The 15,124-nt window shown below is 54.8% G+C and carries 14 protein-coding genes; 13 read left to right on the top strand and 1 reads right to left on the bottom strand.

The window, feature by feature from the left end; all coding sequences use genetic code 11:
* The first annotated feature begins 14 nt into the window (after nt 1–14).
* Nucleotides 15–1,808 carry a filamentous hemagglutinin N-terminal domain-containing protein gene (locus ABLU78_RS10690; RefSeq protein ID WP_045388660.1) on the top strand — a complete coding sequence of 598 codons (1,794 nt, stop codon included), beginning with the start codon at nt 15–17 and terminating at the stop codon, nt 1,806–1,808.
* Nucleotides 1,809–1,853: 45 nt separating this feature from the next.
* Here the strand turns inward: ABLU78_RS10690 and ABLU78_RS10685 are convergent, their stop codons facing one another.
* The gene (locus tag ABLU78_RS10685) at nt 1,854–2,336 is read right to left on the bottom strand and encodes a zinc ribbon-containing protein (RefSeq protein ID WP_045381625.1); all 483 of its coding nucleotides are present in this window, start codon (nt 2,334–2,336) and stop codon (nt 1,854–1,856) included.
* 226 nt (nt 2,337–2,562) lie between these two features.
* Between ABLU78_RS10685 and leuS the strand changes: the two genes are divergently transcribed.
* From leuS to ybeD, 12 genes are all read left to right on the top strand, one after another.
* The gene (gene leuS, locus ABLU78_RS10680) at nt 2,563–5,145 is read left to right on the top strand and encodes a leucine--tRNA ligase (protein ID WP_072207247.1); all 2,583 of its coding nucleotides are present in this window, start codon (nt 2,563–2,565) and stop codon (nt 5,143–5,145) included.
* A 14-nt stretch (nt 5,146–5,159) separates the two neighbouring features.
* A complete protein-coding gene (gene lptE / locus ABLU78_RS10675; protein WP_032712861.1) occupies nt 5,160–5,750 on the top strand; it encodes an LPS assembly lipoprotein LptE in 591 nt (196 codons plus the stop codon).
* Nucleotides 5,750–6,781, top strand: a complete 1,032-nt coding sequence (holA, locus tag ABLU78_RS10670) for a DNA polymerase III subunit delta (RefSeq protein ID WP_048228526.1) — start codon at nt 5,750–5,752, stop codon at nt 6,779–6,781. The genes lptE and holA overlap by 1 nt, the downstream gene beginning before the upstream one ends.
* A complete protein-coding gene (gene nadD / locus ABLU78_RS10665; protein ID WP_032707612.1) occupies nt 6,774–7,424 on the top strand; it encodes a nicotinate-nucleotide adenylyltransferase in 651 nt (216 codons plus the stop codon). Before holA ends, nadD begins: the two co-directional genes overlap by 8 nt.
* Before the next feature lie 51 nt (nt 7,425–7,475).
* Complete coding sequence (locus ABLU78_RS10660; RefSeq protein WP_048228524.1) at nt 7,476–8,084, top strand: adenosylcobalamin/alpha-ribazole phosphatase; 609 nt, start codon at nt 7,476–7,478, stop codon at nt 8,082–8,084.
* A gap of 243 nt (nt 8,085–8,327) precedes the next feature.
* On the top strand, nt 8,328–8,645 hold the full coding sequence (gene rsfS / locus ABLU78_RS10655; protein ID WP_002894623.1) for a ribosome silencing factor: 318 nt from the start codon (nt 8,328–8,330) through the stop codon (nt 8,643–8,645).
* A 3-nt stretch (nt 8,646–8,648) separates the two neighbouring features.
* Nucleotides 8,649–9,116 (top strand): 23S rRNA (pseudouridine(1915)-N(3))-methyltransferase RlmH, encoded by a 468-nt coding sequence (gene rlmH, locus ABLU78_RS10650; protein WP_015367732.1) that lies wholly within the window; start codon nt 8,649–8,651, stop codon nt 9,114–9,116.
* Between the two features lie 27 nt (nt 9,117–9,143).
* On the top strand, nt 9,144–11,045 hold the full coding sequence (gene mrdA, locus ABLU78_RS10645) for a peptidoglycan DD-transpeptidase MrdA (protein ID WP_015704734.1): 1,902 nt from the start codon (nt 9,144–9,146) through the stop codon (nt 11,043–11,045).
* Nucleotides 11,045–12,157 (top strand): peptidoglycan glycosyltransferase MrdB, encoded by a 1,113-nt coding sequence (gene mrdB / locus ABLU78_RS10640; RefSeq protein ID WP_008805635.1) that lies wholly within the window; start codon nt 11,045–11,047, stop codon nt 12,155–12,157. The genes mrdA and mrdB overlap by 1 nt, the downstream gene beginning before the upstream one ends.
* A gap of 10 nt (nt 12,158–12,167) precedes the next feature.
* On the top strand, nt 12,168–13,304 hold the full coding sequence (rlpA, locus tag ABLU78_RS10635) for an endolytic peptidoglycan transglycosylase RlpA (protein WP_015367734.1): 1,137 nt from the start codon (nt 12,168–12,170) through the stop codon (nt 13,302–13,304).
* 142 nt (nt 13,305–13,446) lie between these two features.
* Complete coding sequence (gene dacA / locus ABLU78_RS10630) at nt 13,447–14,646, top strand: D-alanyl-D-alanine carboxypeptidase DacA (RefSeq protein ID WP_015367735.1); 1,200 nt, start codon at nt 13,447–13,449, stop codon at nt 14,644–14,646.
* A 113-nt stretch (nt 14,647–14,759) separates the two neighbouring features.
* The gene (gene ybeD / locus ABLU78_RS10625) at nt 14,760–15,023 is read left to right on the top strand and encodes a DUF493 family protein YbeD (RefSeq protein WP_015367736.1); all 264 of its coding nucleotides are present in this window, start codon (nt 14,760–14,762) and stop codon (nt 15,021–15,023) included.
* The last annotated feature ends 101 nt before the right edge of the window (nt 15,024–15,124 follow it).

Here is a 15,124-nt window from a genome sequence, read left to right as displayed (position 1 = left end):
AAAGGAATAAATTCATGTTTAAGTTTAAATTAACCTATGTTGCTTTAGCAGCAGCGTTAAGCTCGACGGTGGTATACGCCGATCCGTCGACTTACACCCATCTATCAGGCGCAACGGTGGTTGATATTGAAGCGCCGAATGCTGCAGGCGTTTCGCACAACCTGTATCGTGAATTTAACGTTGGCAGCAACGGTTTAATACTCAATAACAGCGACAGCGATATTAATCATGCGACTTTTGGCAATATTGCTAAAAACAACAATCTGACTAATGGCGGCGCATCGGTGATCCTGAATGAAGTCACCTCCAATAAAGCCAGTTCATTAAATGGCTTCATTGAAGTCGCCGGGCTGAAAGCTGACGTGGTAATCGCTAACCCTAACGGTATTACCTGCTCCGGCTGTAGTTTCGTTAATACCAACAAGGCAATATTAACGACAGGTCAGGTGAATTTGACCGATGAAGGCGCTATCGGCAGCTATACCATCACCAATGGCAAAATCACCATCGGTGAAAATGGCATGGATGCTTCCACCAGCTATGCCGCATTGCTGGCTGACGCCGTCGCCATCAATGGCATGGTCAACGCTGGCAATGCTACGGTTGGCGGCGGTAATTTCACCTTCGACAACAGCACTGGCGCCATGACTAGCGCAGGTAAAAGCGCTACCGTCCTGCAAATGATCAGCCCGGTATACAGCATTGATATCAGTAGCCTGGGCGGCATCAAAGCCAACAGTATCAGTATGGTCGGTAACAATTTAGGCTTTGGCGTGCGTAACAAAGGGTCAATCACCGCCAACTCGACGCTTTCTATCACCAACAATGGATTACTGACCAACGATGGCTCCATCGCCAGCAATGGTTACCTTACCAGCATCGCCGCCTCTGGAAATTTCACTAATAACGGTACGCTGACGACCAAGAATATGACCATGATTACTACCTATGGCGCTCTCAATAACGGCAGCAAGGGCACGATCAGTTCAACAAAGCAGCTGGTGCTCAATGCCAGCGGCAATATCCAGAACAGCGGAACGATTAGCGCGACGTCCAGTCTGGTAGCCGCCAGCAACGGAGCGATAACCAACAACGCTGGCGCCAAAATCACTTCCGATGCGCAGATTACCGCCACGTCGTTAGGTAATTTCACCAATGACGGGACGATCAAAGGTAAAAACACTGCGTTAAACTTTATTGGCACCAATTTTAAAAATACCGGCACTATCAGCGCGACGGGTAAAGTGGCCGTGAAATCGCTGAAGCAGGATAGCACCACCAATACCGGTGAGATTTATAACCTGGGCACTATTAGCGGTGAAAATATTGATATGCAAACCAACGGCACGCTGGCGCAAAGCACCAGTGGTCGCATGGAGGCCACCAACGCCATTACCGCGCATAGCTACTGGCTGAATAACAACGGTTATATGAAAGCCGCTGATATTACTACCGATCATGGCACGATTAGTAACACAGGTACTATCACCGCGGCCAATGTCTCTCTGACAACTTATTATGATGTTACTAATGAAGGGACGATTTACAGCACCGGCGATCTGCTGCTGGACACCCAGTTGAAAGGCAATATCTATAACTACTCATTAATTCAGGCGAACGGCACCTTAACCATGACCGCGAAAAAGGTTGTTAACAGTGGTCGCGGCTGCGGTTGGTTGAAATTTAATACCTGTGATGTCGGCACCATCAGCGCCAACAAGATGGTCCTCAACTCCTCATATAAATACGCCAGCGAGATGGGCGGTTATCAATACTTTAAGATTGCGGAAATCAATACCGTTCTGTAATGACTCAGCGATGCGCAGCGCAATGCGCATCGCTGCTTTTAGCGTTTACGGCTCAAATGGCCGACGCTGGAACTGATCGTGCCCGCACTTTGGGCACCGCGGCAATACGTCCGGGGTATACACCGCCAGGTGATAGTGGCACTTCTCGCATACCAGGTTGCCAAGACCTACCACTTCACCGCTGTGATAGACCCCGTGGTGGTTCAGATCCTGAAATACTTCGCGCCACTCAAGCTGGGTTTTATCGGTGATATCGGCAAGCTCCTGCCACAGACTCTCTTTGATCACCCGCATAAATACGCTGTCGCTGTCGTCTTCCTGACTCTCTTCATAGCTGCGGGCAAATTCTTCCAGATCGCGCTTTACCGCCGCGATTAGCGATTCAATCTCGCTCTGCGTCAAATCGCCTGCCTGGGTGATTTTCTCCCTCGCCTGCTTCACCAGCGCGTCAATGTCACGCTCTCCATTGCGCAGCCGTTCACTGAGCGAGGAGACCAGTTCCCGGTAATATTGAGCAACCTTGTTCATCATTTCGCCTCCGGTGTGATTAACTGCTTCTAATAATAGACGTTATCGGCGGTTTGCTTTGCCATCCGCGCCACAGAGTCGCGAAAAATTCTGCGTCGCTTTTGCCGATGTTAATGTGCGAAAGGCTGTTTTGACGTGGACGTTTGGGCTATGCTATGCCGATCTGAAATAACACATCCATTGGCTACATTTTGTAGCTGTATTGAAAACAGGACCACTGGCTGCCATGCAAGAGCAATACCGCCCGGAAGAGATAGAATCGAAAGTCCAGCTTCACTGGGACGAAAATCGTACATTTGAAGTAACTGAAGACGAGAGCAAAGAGAAGTATTACTGCCTGTCGATGCTTCCTTATCCTTCTGGTCGACTACACATGGGTCACGTGCGTAACTACACCATCGGCGACGTCATCGCGCGCTATCAGCGCATGCTAGGCAAAAACGTCCTGCAGCCGATCGGTTGGGATGCGTTTGGTCTGCCTGCGGAAGGCGCGGCGGTGAAAAACAATACCGCCCCAGCCCCGTGGACCTATGACAACATCGCATACATGAAAAACCAGCTTAAAAAGCTGGGCTTCGGCTATGACTGGAGCCGTGAAATTGCGACCTGCACCCCGGAATACTACCGCTGGGAGCAAAAATTCTTCACCGAGCTGTATAAAAAAGGCCTGGTGTACAAAAAAACCTCAGCGGTCAACTGGTGTCCGAACGATCAGACCGTGCTGGCTAACGAACAGGTTATCGACGGCTGCTGCTGGCGCTGCGACACCAAAGTTGAGCGCAAAGAGATCCCGCAGTGGTTTATTAAAATCACCGCCTACGCCGACGAACTGCTCAACGATCTGGACAACCTGGATCACTGGCCTGACACCGTTAAGACCATGCAGCGCAACTGGATCGGCCGCTCTGAAGGGGTAGAAATCTCCTTTGACGTCAACGACTACGCCGATAAGCTGACCGTCTACACCACCCGCCCGGATACCTTCATGGGCTGCACCTACCTTGCCGTCGCAGCGGGTCACCCGCTGGCGCAACAGGCTGCGGCTAACAATCCGGCGCTGGCCGCCTTTATCGACGAATGCCGTAATACCAAAGTTGCCGAAGCCGATATGGCGACGATGGAGAAAAAAGGCGTCGACACCGGCTTTAAAGCTATTCACCCGCTGACCGGCGAAGCCATCCCGGTATGGGCGGCTAACTTCGTACTGATGGAGTACGGCACCGGCGCGGTGATGGCCGTTCCAGGTCACGACCAGCGCGACTACGAGTTTGCCAGCAAATACGGCCTGAACATCAAGCCAGTTATTCTCGCCGCTGACGGTTCCGAGCCGGATCTCTCCGAGCAGGCCCTGACCGAGAAAGGCGTGCTGTTCAACTCCGGCGAATTTAGCGGTCTGGATTACGAAGCAGGCTTCAACGCCATTGCCGATAAACTGGCCGCGATGGGCGTTGGCGAGCGCAAAGTTAACTACCGCCTGCGCGATTGGGGAGTTTCCCGCCAGCGTTACTGGGGCGCGCCAATTCCGATGGTGACCCTGGAAGACGGTACCGTGATGCCGACGCCGGAAGACCAACTGCCGGTTATCCTGCCGGAAGACGTCGTCATGGACGGCATCACCAGCCCGATCAAAGCCGATCCTGAGTGGGCGAAAACCACCGTTAACGGCATGCCGGCGCTGCGTGAAACCGACACCTTCGACACCTTTATGGAGTCCTCCTGGTACTACGCGCGCTACACCTGCCCGCAGTACGATAAAGGTATGCTGGACCCGAATGCCGCGAACTACTGGCTGCCGGTGGATATCTACATCGGTGGCATCGAACACGCCATCATGCACCTGCTCTATTTCCGCTTCTTCCACAAGCTGATGCGCGATGCCGGTATGGTGAACTCCGATGAGCCAGCTAAACAGCTGCTGTGCCAGGGTATGGTACTGGCCGACGCGTTCTACTACGTCGGCGAAAACGGCGAGCGTAACTGGGTATCACCGATTGACGCCACCGTTGAGCGTGATGAAAAAGGCCGTATCGTTAAAGCCTTCGACCCACAGGGCCGCGAGCTGGTGTATACCGGCATGAGCAAAATGTCCAAGTCGAAGAACAACGGTATCGACCCGCAGGTTATGGTTGAGCGCTACGGCGCGGATACCGTACGTCTGTTCATGATGTTCGCCTCCCCAGCAGAAATGACCCTTGAGTGGCAGGAATCTGGCGTAGAAGGCGCAAACCGCTTCCTGAAACGCGTCTGGAAACTGGTTTACGAGCATACCTCTCAGGGCCCGGCTGTCGCCCTGGATGTGGCAAGCCTCAGCGAAGATCAGCAAGCGCTGCGTCGCGACGTGCATAAAACGATTGCCAAAGTGACCGACGATATCGGCCGTCGTCAGACCTTCAATACCGCCATTGCCGCGGTAATGGAGCTGATGAACAAACTGGCGAAAGCGCCGCAGGAAGGCGAACAGGATCGCGCGCTGATGCGTGAAGCGCTGCTGGCAGTGGTGCGTATGCTCAACCCGTTCACCCCGCATGCCTGCTTCACCCTGTGGCGAGAACTGGGCGGCGAAGGCGATATCGACAACGCGCCGTGGCCGGTAGCAGACGAAAGTGCAATGGTTGAAAACACGACTCTGGTCGTCGTCCAGGTAAACGGTAAAGTTCGTGGTAAAATTACCGTTGCGGTAGACGCAACCGAAGAGCAGGTTCGTGAACGTGCAGGCCAGGAACATCTGGTCGCAAAATATCTTGAAGGCGTGACCGTACGTAAAGTGATTTACGTTCCGGGCAAACTGCTCAATCTGGTCGTTGGCTAAGCGCGGGAGGAAGCGTGCGATATCTGGCAACAATGCTGTTATCTCTGGCGGTGTTAATCACCGCTGGTTGCGGCTGGCATCTGCGTAGCACTACGCAGGTCCCAACCACAATGAAAACTATGATTTTCCAGTCAAGCGATCCGAATGGTCCGTTAAGCCGTGCGGTACGGAATCAGCTACGTCTGAATGGCGTAGAACTGATCGATGCCGATACGCTACGTAAGGACGTTCCGTCCCTGCGTCTGGGTAACTCATCCATTCAGAAAGATACGGCATCCATTTTCCAGGATGGTCGTACCGCTGAATACCAGATGGTACTGACCGTTAACGCCACCGTATTGATCCCGGGTCATGATCTTTACCCAATCAATACCAAGGTTTATCGCTCGTTCTTCGATAACCCGCAGGCGGCGCTGGCGAAAGATGCCGAGCAGGACATCATTATTCGCGAAATGTACGACAAGGCCGCGGAACAGCTGATCCGTAAACTGCCAAGTGTGCATGTTGCGGATGTCGAAGCCACTAAAGAGGCTGAGCAGCCGGTGTCTGGTACCCCGGCCACCTCGACCTCTGGCAACCGCGTCTCCACTACGCTGGGTAACTGATGATTCGGTTGTACCCGGAACAACTCCGCGCGCAGCTCACTGAAGGGCTGCGCGCGGCGTATTTATTGCTTGGTAGCGACCCATTGCTGTTACAGGAAAGCCAGGATGGGATCCGCGAAGCCGCGGCCGCCCAGGGCTTTACCGAACATCACACCGCGACCATCGATGCCAGCACCGACTGGCCCGCCCTTTTTTCCTTAAGTCAGGCGCTGAGCCTCTTTTCCAGCCGCCAGACGCTTCTGCTTATCCTGCCGGAAAACGGCCCGAATACGGCGATCAACGAACAGCTGTCCACGCTGGTCGGTATGCTGCATGAAGATCTGCTGCTGATTGTCCGCGGCAACAAGCTTACCAAGGCGCAGGAAAACGCGGCGTGGATAACAACGCTTGCCAGCCGCGCCGTGCAGGTGAGCTGCCAGACGCCGGAATACGCGCAGTTGCCTCGCTGGCTGGCCGCCCGCGCTAAACAGAATCAGTTGCAGTTAGATGAGGCCGCCAGCCAACTGCTGTGCTACTGCTATGAAGGCAACCTGCTGGCGCTGGCGCAGGCGCTGGAGCGCCTCTCTTTGCTGTGGCCTGACGGTAAACTGACGCTGCCGCGCGTTGAACAGGCGGTGAATGACGCCGCCCACTTTACGCCGTATCACTGGGTCGATGCCCTGCTGGCCGGTAAAAGCAAACGCGTACTGCACGTCCTGCAACAACTGCGCCTTGAAGGTTGCGAACCCGCTATTTTGCTGCGCACGCTGCAGCGCGAACTGCTGCTGCTGGTCACTCTGAAGCGCCAGTCGGCACATACGCCGCTGCGCACGCTGTTTGATAAACACCGAGTCTGGCAGAACCGACGTCAGCTGGTCGGCGACGCGCTCACGCGCCTCAGCGCCGAACAGTTACGCCAGGCCGTTACGTTATTAACCCGCGCCGAGCTCACCTTCAAACAGGACTACGGCCAGTCAATATGGCCCGAGCTGGAAAGCCTTTCGTTACTGCTCTGCCATAAAGCGCTGGCGGACGTTTTTATTGATGGTTGATATGACTCAGTTGCAGGCAATGTACGGCGGCACCTTCGATCCGGTGCATTATGGTCACCTTAAGCCGGTAGAGATTCTGGCAAACCAAATTGGTCTTAGCCGGGTCATTATCGTGCCCAATAACGTGCCGCCGCATCGCCCGCAGCCGGAAGCCACCAGCGCCCAGCGGGTGCATATGCTGGAGCTGGCAATTGCCGATAAACCCCTATTCGTTCTCGACGAACGCGAGCTACAGCGCGATACGCCGTCCTGGACTGCGCAAACGCTACAGGAGTGGCGGCAAGAACAAGGCCCGGAACAGCCCCTGGCGTTTATCATCGGCCAGGACTCGCTGCTGACCTTCCCCACCTGGCATAACTACGCCACGATCCTCGATAACGCGCATCTGATCGTCTGCCGCCGTCCGGGATATCCGCTGGCGATGAAGCGCGAAGAAGATCAGCAATGGCTCGATAAACATCTCACCCACGACGTCGAGTTGTTACATACCCGTCCCGCCGGGGTTATCTATCTGGCGGAAACCCCATGGTTCGATATTTCCGCCACGCTGATTCGTCAGCGTCTACAGCAAGGTGTCTCCTGCGCCGATATGCTGCCGGCCGCCGTTCTGGACTATATTCACCAGCAGAAGCTCTATTGCTGAGAACCGGCTGCGAGGATATCGTTACGCTACGCGATTTCCACGGAGTGCATCATGAAATTATGGCTGGTTCGCCACGGCGAAACGAAGGCTAACGTCGACGGACTGTATAGCGGACATGCTCCCACCCCCCTTACCGAACGCGGTATCCAGCAGGCGCGCTCGCTGGGTGACTATCTGCAAGCGGCGCCTTTCGACCGGGTATTGTGCAGCGAGCTGGCGAGAACCCAGCACACCGCCGACCTGTTGCTCGCTGGCCGGCCTGTCCCCCGGCAAATTATTCCTTCATTGAATGAGATGTTCTTTGGCGATTGGGAAATGCGTCACCATCGCGATCTGCAAAAAGAAGACCCGCGGAACTACGCTGCCTGGTGCAAAGACTGGCAACACGCCACGCCGACCAATGGCGAAAGCTTCCAGGCCTTTGCCCAGCGTATCGCGGACTTTGCCGCCAGCCTCGGGCAATATCAACAGCGGGCTAACCTGCTGATCGTCGGCCATCAGGGCGCTTTAAGCCTGTTAATCGCACTCTTATTGCAGATGCCGGCGGCAGCAATGTGGCATTTTCCCCTCGCCCACGGTAGCTGGAGCCTTATCGAACGACACGACGATTTCACAACCTTACGCGTATTAAATAGCCAGGCGCAGTGGCGCGCGGAATAAGAATTCATGGCCGCCCATTGACAGCCCCGAGCAGGCTGCTATTCTCCGCAGCCAGGCTACACCCGCTATACGCATCTTGCAGAAATTGTTTTACAAAAATGGCGATGCATTCGTCGGCAAGGGATGGGATGATAGCCCGCTTTCAAGGGCTGAAATCTGACTTTTCTCCCGACATTGCCATGACTTCGGGTATACTGTCAGGCTCGTTATTGTTATCACTCTTCACGCACCCAGGGGGAACACTTGCAGGGTAAAGCACTCCAGGATTTTGTTATCGACAAAATTGATGACCTGAAAGGTCAGGACATCGTCGCCATTGATGTACATGGCAAATCCAGCATCACCGATTGCATGATTATTTGCACCGGCACCTCCACGCGCCACGTAATGTCCATCGCCGACCATGTGGTGCAGGAATCCCGCGCCGCCGGTATGCTGCCGCTGGGCGTTGAAGGTGAAGCCGCCGCCGACTGGATCGTAGTCGATCTGGGCGACGTGATGGTTCACGTCATGCAGGAAGAGAGCCGTCGTCTGTACGAGCTGGAAAAACTCTGGAGTTAATGCGTGAAGCTGCAATTGGTGGCCGTTGGCACCAAAATGCCGGACTGGGTTCAGACTGGCTTTAGCGAATATCTGCGCCGTTTTCCAAAAGATATGCCGTTCGAACTGGTAGAGATCCCTGCCGGTAAGCGCGGAAAAAATGCCGATATCAAACGTATCCTCGAAAAAGAGGGCGAAATGATGCTGGCAGCGGCAGGCAAGAACCGTATCGTGACCCTGGACATCCCCGGCAAACCCTGGGATACGCCACAGCTGGCGCGAGAACTGGAACGCTGGAAGCAGGATGGCCGGGACGTCAGTTTACTCATTGGCGGCCCGGAAGGTCTCTCTCCGGCCTGCAAAGCGGCAGCGGAACAGAGTTGGTCGCTTTCCACGCTCACGTTGCCCCATCCGCTGGTACGCGTGCTGGTGGCTGAGAGCCTGTATCGTGCGTGGAGCATAACGACTAACCACCCTTACCACCGTGAGTAATGATGACCTGGGTAGACTAAGCAGCGAATGAAATTACAGAATTCTTTCCGCGACTATACGGCTGAATCCTCGCTGTTTGTACGCCGCGCGCTGGTCGCTTTTACGGGCATTTTGTTGCTTACCGGCGTGCTGATTGCCAACCTCTACAACGTACAGATTGTCCGTTTCAACGACTATCAAACGCGTTCCAACGAAAACCGCATTAAGCTGGTCCCTATTCCGCCCAGCCGCGGTATTATTTACGATCGTAACGGCACGCCGCTGGCGCTGAACCGCACCATCTATCAGCTGGAGATGATGCCGGAAAAAGTCGATAACGTGCAGCAGACGCTGGATGCGCTGCGCGGCGTCGTCGACCTGACCGACGACGACATCGCCGGCTTTAAAAAAGAGCGCGCGCGCTCCCACCGCTTCACCTCGATTCCGGTGAAGGTCAATCTTAATGAAGTCCAGGTGGCGCGTTTCGCCGTTAACCAGTACCGCTTTCCCGGCGTTGAAGTCAAAGGCTACAAGCGCCGCTATTATCCGTATAACTCCGCCCTGACCCACGTTATCGGCTACGTCTCTAAAATTAACGATAAAGACGTCGATCGCCTGGATAAAGAGGGCAAACTGGCCAACTACGCGTCGACCCACGACATCGGTAAGCTGGGAATCGAGCGTTACTATGAAGACGTGCTGCACGGACAAACCGGCTACGAAGAGGTTGAAGTCAACAACCGCGGCCGCGTTATTCGCCAGCTTAAAGAAGTGCCACCGCAGGCCGGACGCGATATCTACTTAACCCTTGACTTAAAGCTGCAGCAGTATATCGAAACGCTGCTGGCGGGAAGCCGTGCGGCGGTAGTCGTCACCGACCCGCGCAGCGGCGCGATTCTGGCGCTGGTTTCAACCCCGAGTTACGATCCAAACCTGTTTGTCGATGGTATCTCCAGCAAAGATTACTCCGGACTACTCAACGACCCGAATACGCCACTGGTTAACCGCGCGACGCAGGGGGTCTATCCACCCGCCTCGACGGTAAAACCCTACGTCGCGGTCTCAGCCTTGAGCGCCGGCGTCATTACCCGCAACACCAGTCTGTTCGACCCCGGCTGGTGGCAGTTGCCTGGCTCGGAAAAACGCTATCGCGACTGGAAAAAGTGGGGTCATGGTCATCTGAACGTCACCAAGGCGCTGGAAGAGTCCGCGGATACCTATTTCTATCAGGTTGCCTATGATATGGGCATCGATCGCCTTTCCGAATGGATGAGTAAGTTTGGCTACGGCGATTACACTGGCGTTGACCTGGCGGAAGAACGCTCCGGCAACATGCCAACTCGCGAATGGAAGCTTAAGCGCTTTAAGAAACCCTGGTATCAGGGGGATACCATCCCGGTCGGTATCGGCCAGGGCTACTGGACCGCCACGCCGATTCAGATGAATAAAGCGCTGATGATCCTGATAAACGATGGCGTGGTCAAAGTGCCCCATCTTCTGCAAAGCACTCTCGAAGACGGGAAACAGGTACCCTGGGTACAACCGCATGAACCGCCGGTCGGCGATATTCATTCCGGCTATTGGGAAATCGCTAAAGACGGCATGTACGGCGTTGCTAACCGCGGCAATGGTACCGCGCACAAATACTTTGCCAGCGCGCCGTATAAGATTGCGGCGAAGTCCGGTACCGCGCAGGTTTTCGGCCTGAAAGCCAACGAAACCTATAACGCGCACCGAATTTCCGAACGTCTGCGTGACCACAAACTTATGACGGCGTTTGCGCCTTACAACAACCCCCAGGTCGCGGTGGCGATGATCCTGGAGAATGGCGGCGCCGGCCCGGCGGTCGGTACCATTATGCGCCAGATCCTCGATCACATCATGCTGGGTGATAACAACACCAATCTGCCGAGTGAAAGCCCGGCGGTGACGGCGGGGGAGGATCAATAATGACCGATAATCCGAACAAAAAATCACTATGGGATAAAATCCATCTGGACCCCACGATGCTGCTCATCCTGCTGGCGCTGCTCACCTACAGCGCGCTGGTTATCTGGAGCGCCAGCGGCCAGGACGTGGGCATGATGGAGCGTAAAATCGGCCAAATCGCCATGGGCGTGGTGATTATGATCGTGATGGCGCAGATCCCGCCGCGGGTATATGAGGGCTGGGCGCCCTACCTCTATATTTTCTGTATTATTTTGCTGGTTGCCGTAGACGCCTTCGGCGCAATATCCAAAGGCGCACAGCGCTGGTTGGATCTCGGTATTGTACGCTTTCAGCCCTCGGAGATTGCCAAAATAGCGGTGCCGCTGATGGTGGCGCGGTTTATTAACCGCGATGTCTGTCCGCCGTCATTGAAGAATACCGCCATCGCACTGGTCCTGATCTTCCTGCCGACCCTGCTGGTTGCAGCGCAGCCAGACCTCGGCACCTCGATTTTGATCGCCCTCTCCGGCCTGTTTGTCCTGTTCCTCTCCGGCCTCAGCTGGCGTTTAATCGGTATCGCGGTAGTGCTGGTCGCCGCCTTTATTCCGATTTTATGGTTCTTCCTGATGCACGATTACCAGCGTCAACGCGTCATGATGCTCCTCGATCCGGAAACCGATCCGTTGGGCGCGGGTTATCATATTATTCAGTCGAAAATCGCTATTGGTTCCGGCGGTTTACGCGGTAAAGGCTGGTTGCATGGCACTCAGTCGCAGCTCGAATTCCTGCCTGAGCGCCATACTGACTTTATCTTCGCCGTGCTGGCGGAAGAACTGGGACTTATCGGGGTATTGATCCTGCTGGCATTGTACATTTTGCTTATCATGCGCGGACTGTGGATCGCCGCCCAGGCGCAAACCACCTTTGGCCGCGTCATGGCAGGCGGTTTAATGTTGATTTTATTCGTTTATGTCTTCGTAAATATTGGTATGGTAAGTGGTATTTTGCCGGTGGTGGGGGTACCTTTGCCGCTGGTCAGCTACGGGGGCTCAGCCCTAATCGTATTGATGGCCGGGTTTGGTATCGTAATGTCGATCCATACCCACAGAAAAATGTTGTCGAAAAGCGTTTAAGGGGTTCGCAATGCGTAAGCAATGGCTGGGGATCTGCATAGCAGCGGGGCTGCTGGCGGCATGTTCGGGTGAAGATGTTCAGCAGAAGACGGTTAGCGTCCCGCAGCCGGCTGTCTGTAATGGTCCGACGGTAGAAATTAGCGGCGCCGACCCGCGTTTCGAAACGCTGAACGCCACGGCCAATCAGGATTATGAACGCGATGGCAAAAGCTACAAAATCGTCCAGGATCCGGCCAACTTCACCCAGACCGGTCTGGCGGCAATTTATGACGCCGAGCCGAACAGCAACCTGACCGCCTCTGGCGAAGCGTTCGATCCAACACAGCTTACAGCCGCACATCCGACCTTGCCCATCCCAAGCTATGCGCGTATCACGAACCTGGCTAATGGCCGAATGATCGTGGTGCGCATTAACGATCGCGGCCCGTACGGCAATGACCGGGTCATTTCCCTGTCCCGCGCCTCCGCCGACCGCCTGAATACCTCGAACAATACTAAAGTTCGTATCGATCCTATCATCGTCTCTCAGGACGGCGCCTTGTCCGGCCCAGGTATGGCATGCACCACCGTCGCCAAACAGACCTATGCCCTGCCTTCACGTCCCAACCTTGATGGCGATGGTTCTGCCGCCATCGCCCCGGCCGATCAGTCAAACGTTCACGCCATCAGCAACTCAACGCTTAAGCCTGAAGATAACGTGGGCGCGCCGGTTAACGGCAGTGGATTCCTTGGCGCACCGACGCCGCTGAATAATGGCGTGCTGGAAAGCAGCGAACCTGCTGCTGCGCCTGCTGCCGTCGCCGCGACGCCGGCAACACCCAGCGCTCCGGTCACCGCGCCGGGCTCGATTCAGGGAAGCGTTGCGCCTGCCGCGACCGCCGCAGCAGCCGCGACTGTTGCCGCACCAGCCGCCAGCACCAGCGGCGAGTTCGTCGTGCAGGTGGGCGCCGTTAGCGACCAGGCTCGCGCCCAGCAATATCAGCAGCGCCTGAGCCAGCAGTTCGCCGTTCCCGGACGTGTGATGCAAAACGGCGCCGTATGGCGGATCCAACTGGGGCCATTTGCCAGTAAGTCGCAAGCGTCGACGGTACAACAGCGCCTGCAAAACGAAGCGCAGCTGCAATCATTTATTACTCGCGCCAACTAAACGCAACGCCGCGGCATCCCGTGCTACTGCATATGTAAAAATCATTAACAAAGTCATATGTAATGTCGGGTGCCGCTGCGAAATGCATTTGTTATAGTAAGGCACTTTTTTTAATTTCATCACGGATGCCGTTGTTCTAACCATGAAGACCTCTTTCACCGCTCGTTTACTCGTTACGGCCCTCTCCGTTGCGGCACTGTCTACCGCTGCCCGCGCCGATGACCTGAATATGAAAACCATGATCCCAGGCGCTCCGCAGATCGATGCCGAATCCTGGGTTCTTATCGATTACAACTCAGGTAAAGTACTGGCGGAAAACAACGCCGACGCCCGTCGCGATCCGGCGAGCCTGACCAAAATGATGACCAGCTACGTCATTGGCCAGGCCATGAAGGCGGGGAAATTCAAAGAATCCGATCTGGTCACCGTGGGTAACGACGCGTGGGCAACCGGTAATCCGGTGTTTAAAGGTTCTTCCCTGATGTTCCTGAAACCGGGCATGCAGGTGCCGGTTTCTCAGTTGATCCGCGGCATCAACCTGCAATCCGGTAACGATGCCTGCGTGGCGATGGCCGACTACGTTGCCGGCAGCCAGGACGCATTTGTCAGCCTGATGAACAATTACGTTAACGCGTTGGGCCTGAAAAACACCCATTTCCAGACCGTTCACGGCCTGGATGCCGACGGTCAGTACAGCTCCGCGCGTGACATGGCGCTGATCGGCCAGGCGCTGATCCGCGACGTACCGAATGAGTACTCCATCTACCGTGAGAAAGAGTTCACCTTTAACGGTATTCGCCAGCTGAACCGTAACGGCCTGCTGTGGGATAACAGCCTCAACGTCGACGGTATTAAAACCGGCCATACCGATAAAGCAGGTTACAACCTGGTCGCTTCTGCTACCGAAGGCCAGATGCGCCTGATCTCCGCGGTTATGGGTGGACGTACCTATAAGGGTCGTGAATCCGAGAGCAAGAAACTGCTGACCTGGGGCTTCCGCTTCTTCGAAACCGTAAACCCCATTAAAGCAGGTAAAGAGTTCGCCTCTGAACCGGCCTGGTTCGGCGATAGCGATCGCGCTTCTTTGGGCGTAGATAAGGATGTCTATCTGACTATCCCACGCGGGCGCATGAAAGATCTGAAAGCCAGCTATGTGTTGAATAACACCGAGCTGCACGCGCCGCTGCAGAAAAACCAGGTAGTCGGTACCATCAACTTCCAGTTAGATGGCAAAACTATCGATCAGCGTCCGTTAGTGGTGCTGCAGGAAATTCCGGAAGGTAATTTCTTCGGCAAAATCATTGATTACATTAAGTTAATGTTCCATCACTGGTTTGGTTAAAAATTGAACACTTGAAAGTGTGATTTCTATCCCCATATACTATTCATCAAAGAAACCTGATAACTCCCACATCACGTGGGAGTTATTATTTTAGTCGTCACACCGGAGCTGACATGAAAACCAAACTTAACGAACTGCTTGAATTCCCTACTCCATTTACTTACAAAGTAATGGGGCAGGCGTTGCCTGAGCTGGTTGATCAGGTGGTGGAAGTGGTACAGCGCCATGCGCCTGGTGATTACTCTCCGTCAGTAAAACCGAGCAGCAAAGGTAACTACCACTCGGTCTCCATCACCATTAACGCTACCCACATTGAGCAGGTCGAAGCCCTGTACGAAGAGCTGGGCAATATCGAAATCGTGCGGATGGTGCTGTAATCCCTCGCCTTACCCGGCCTCAAGCGCCGGGTAATCCTCTTTCTTTCGCTGTGATATACTCTCCCCCCACTTAAGTCATCCCTCTCGGCGGAGACGTTGTT

It is taken from the genome of Klebsiella sp. JN_Kp122, from assembly GCF_040062085.1.
Lineage (GTDB): Bacteria > Pseudomonadota > Gammaproteobacteria > Enterobacterales > Enterobacteriaceae > Klebsiella > Klebsiella aerogenes.
The sequence above is the reverse complement of the archived record's forward strand: the minus strand, read 5'-3'. Positions and strand labels throughout refer to the sequence as shown.

Bases quoted from the DNA above. Each gene is read 5' to 3' on its own strand.
- ABLU78_RS10690 (WP_045388660.1), top strand. From the start codon at position 15: ATGTTTAAGTTTAAATTAACCTATGTTGCTTTAGCAGCAGCGTTAAGC.
- ABLU78_RS10685 (WP_045381625.1), bottom strand. From the start codon at position 2,336: ATGAACAAGGTTGCTCAATATTACCGGGAACTGGTCTCCTCGCTCAGT.
- leuS (WP_072207247.1), top strand. From the start codon at position 2,563: ATGCAAGAGCAATACCGCCCGGAAGAGATAGAATCGAAAGTCCAGCTT.
- holA (WP_048228526.1), top strand. From the start codon at position 5,750: ATGATTCGGTTGTACCCGGAACAACTCCGCGCGCAGCTCACTGAAGGG.
- nadD (WP_032707612.1), top strand. From the start codon at position 6,774: ATGGTTGATATGACTCAGTTGCAGGCAATGTACGGCGGCACCTTCGAT.
- ABLU78_RS10660 (WP_048228524.1), top strand. From the start codon at position 7,476: ATGAAATTATGGCTGGTTCGCCACGGCGAAACGAAGGCTAACGTCGAC.
- mrdA (WP_015704734.1), top strand. From the start codon at position 9,144: ATGAAATTACAGAATTCTTTCCGCGACTATACGGCTGAATCCTCGCTG.
- mrdB (WP_008805635.1), top strand. From the start codon at position 11,045: ATGACCGATAATCCGAACAAAAAATCACTATGGGATAAAATCCATCTG.
- rlpA (WP_015367734.1), top strand. From the start codon at position 12,168: ATGCGTAAGCAATGGCTGGGGATCTGCATAGCAGCGGGGCTGCTGGCG.
- dacA (WP_015367735.1), top strand. From the start codon at position 13,447: ATGAAGACCTCTTTCACCGCTCGTTTACTCGTTACGGCCCTCTCCGTT.
- ybeD (WP_015367736.1), top strand. From the start codon at position 14,760: ATGAAAACCAAACTTAACGAACTGCTTGAATTCCCTACTCCATTTACT.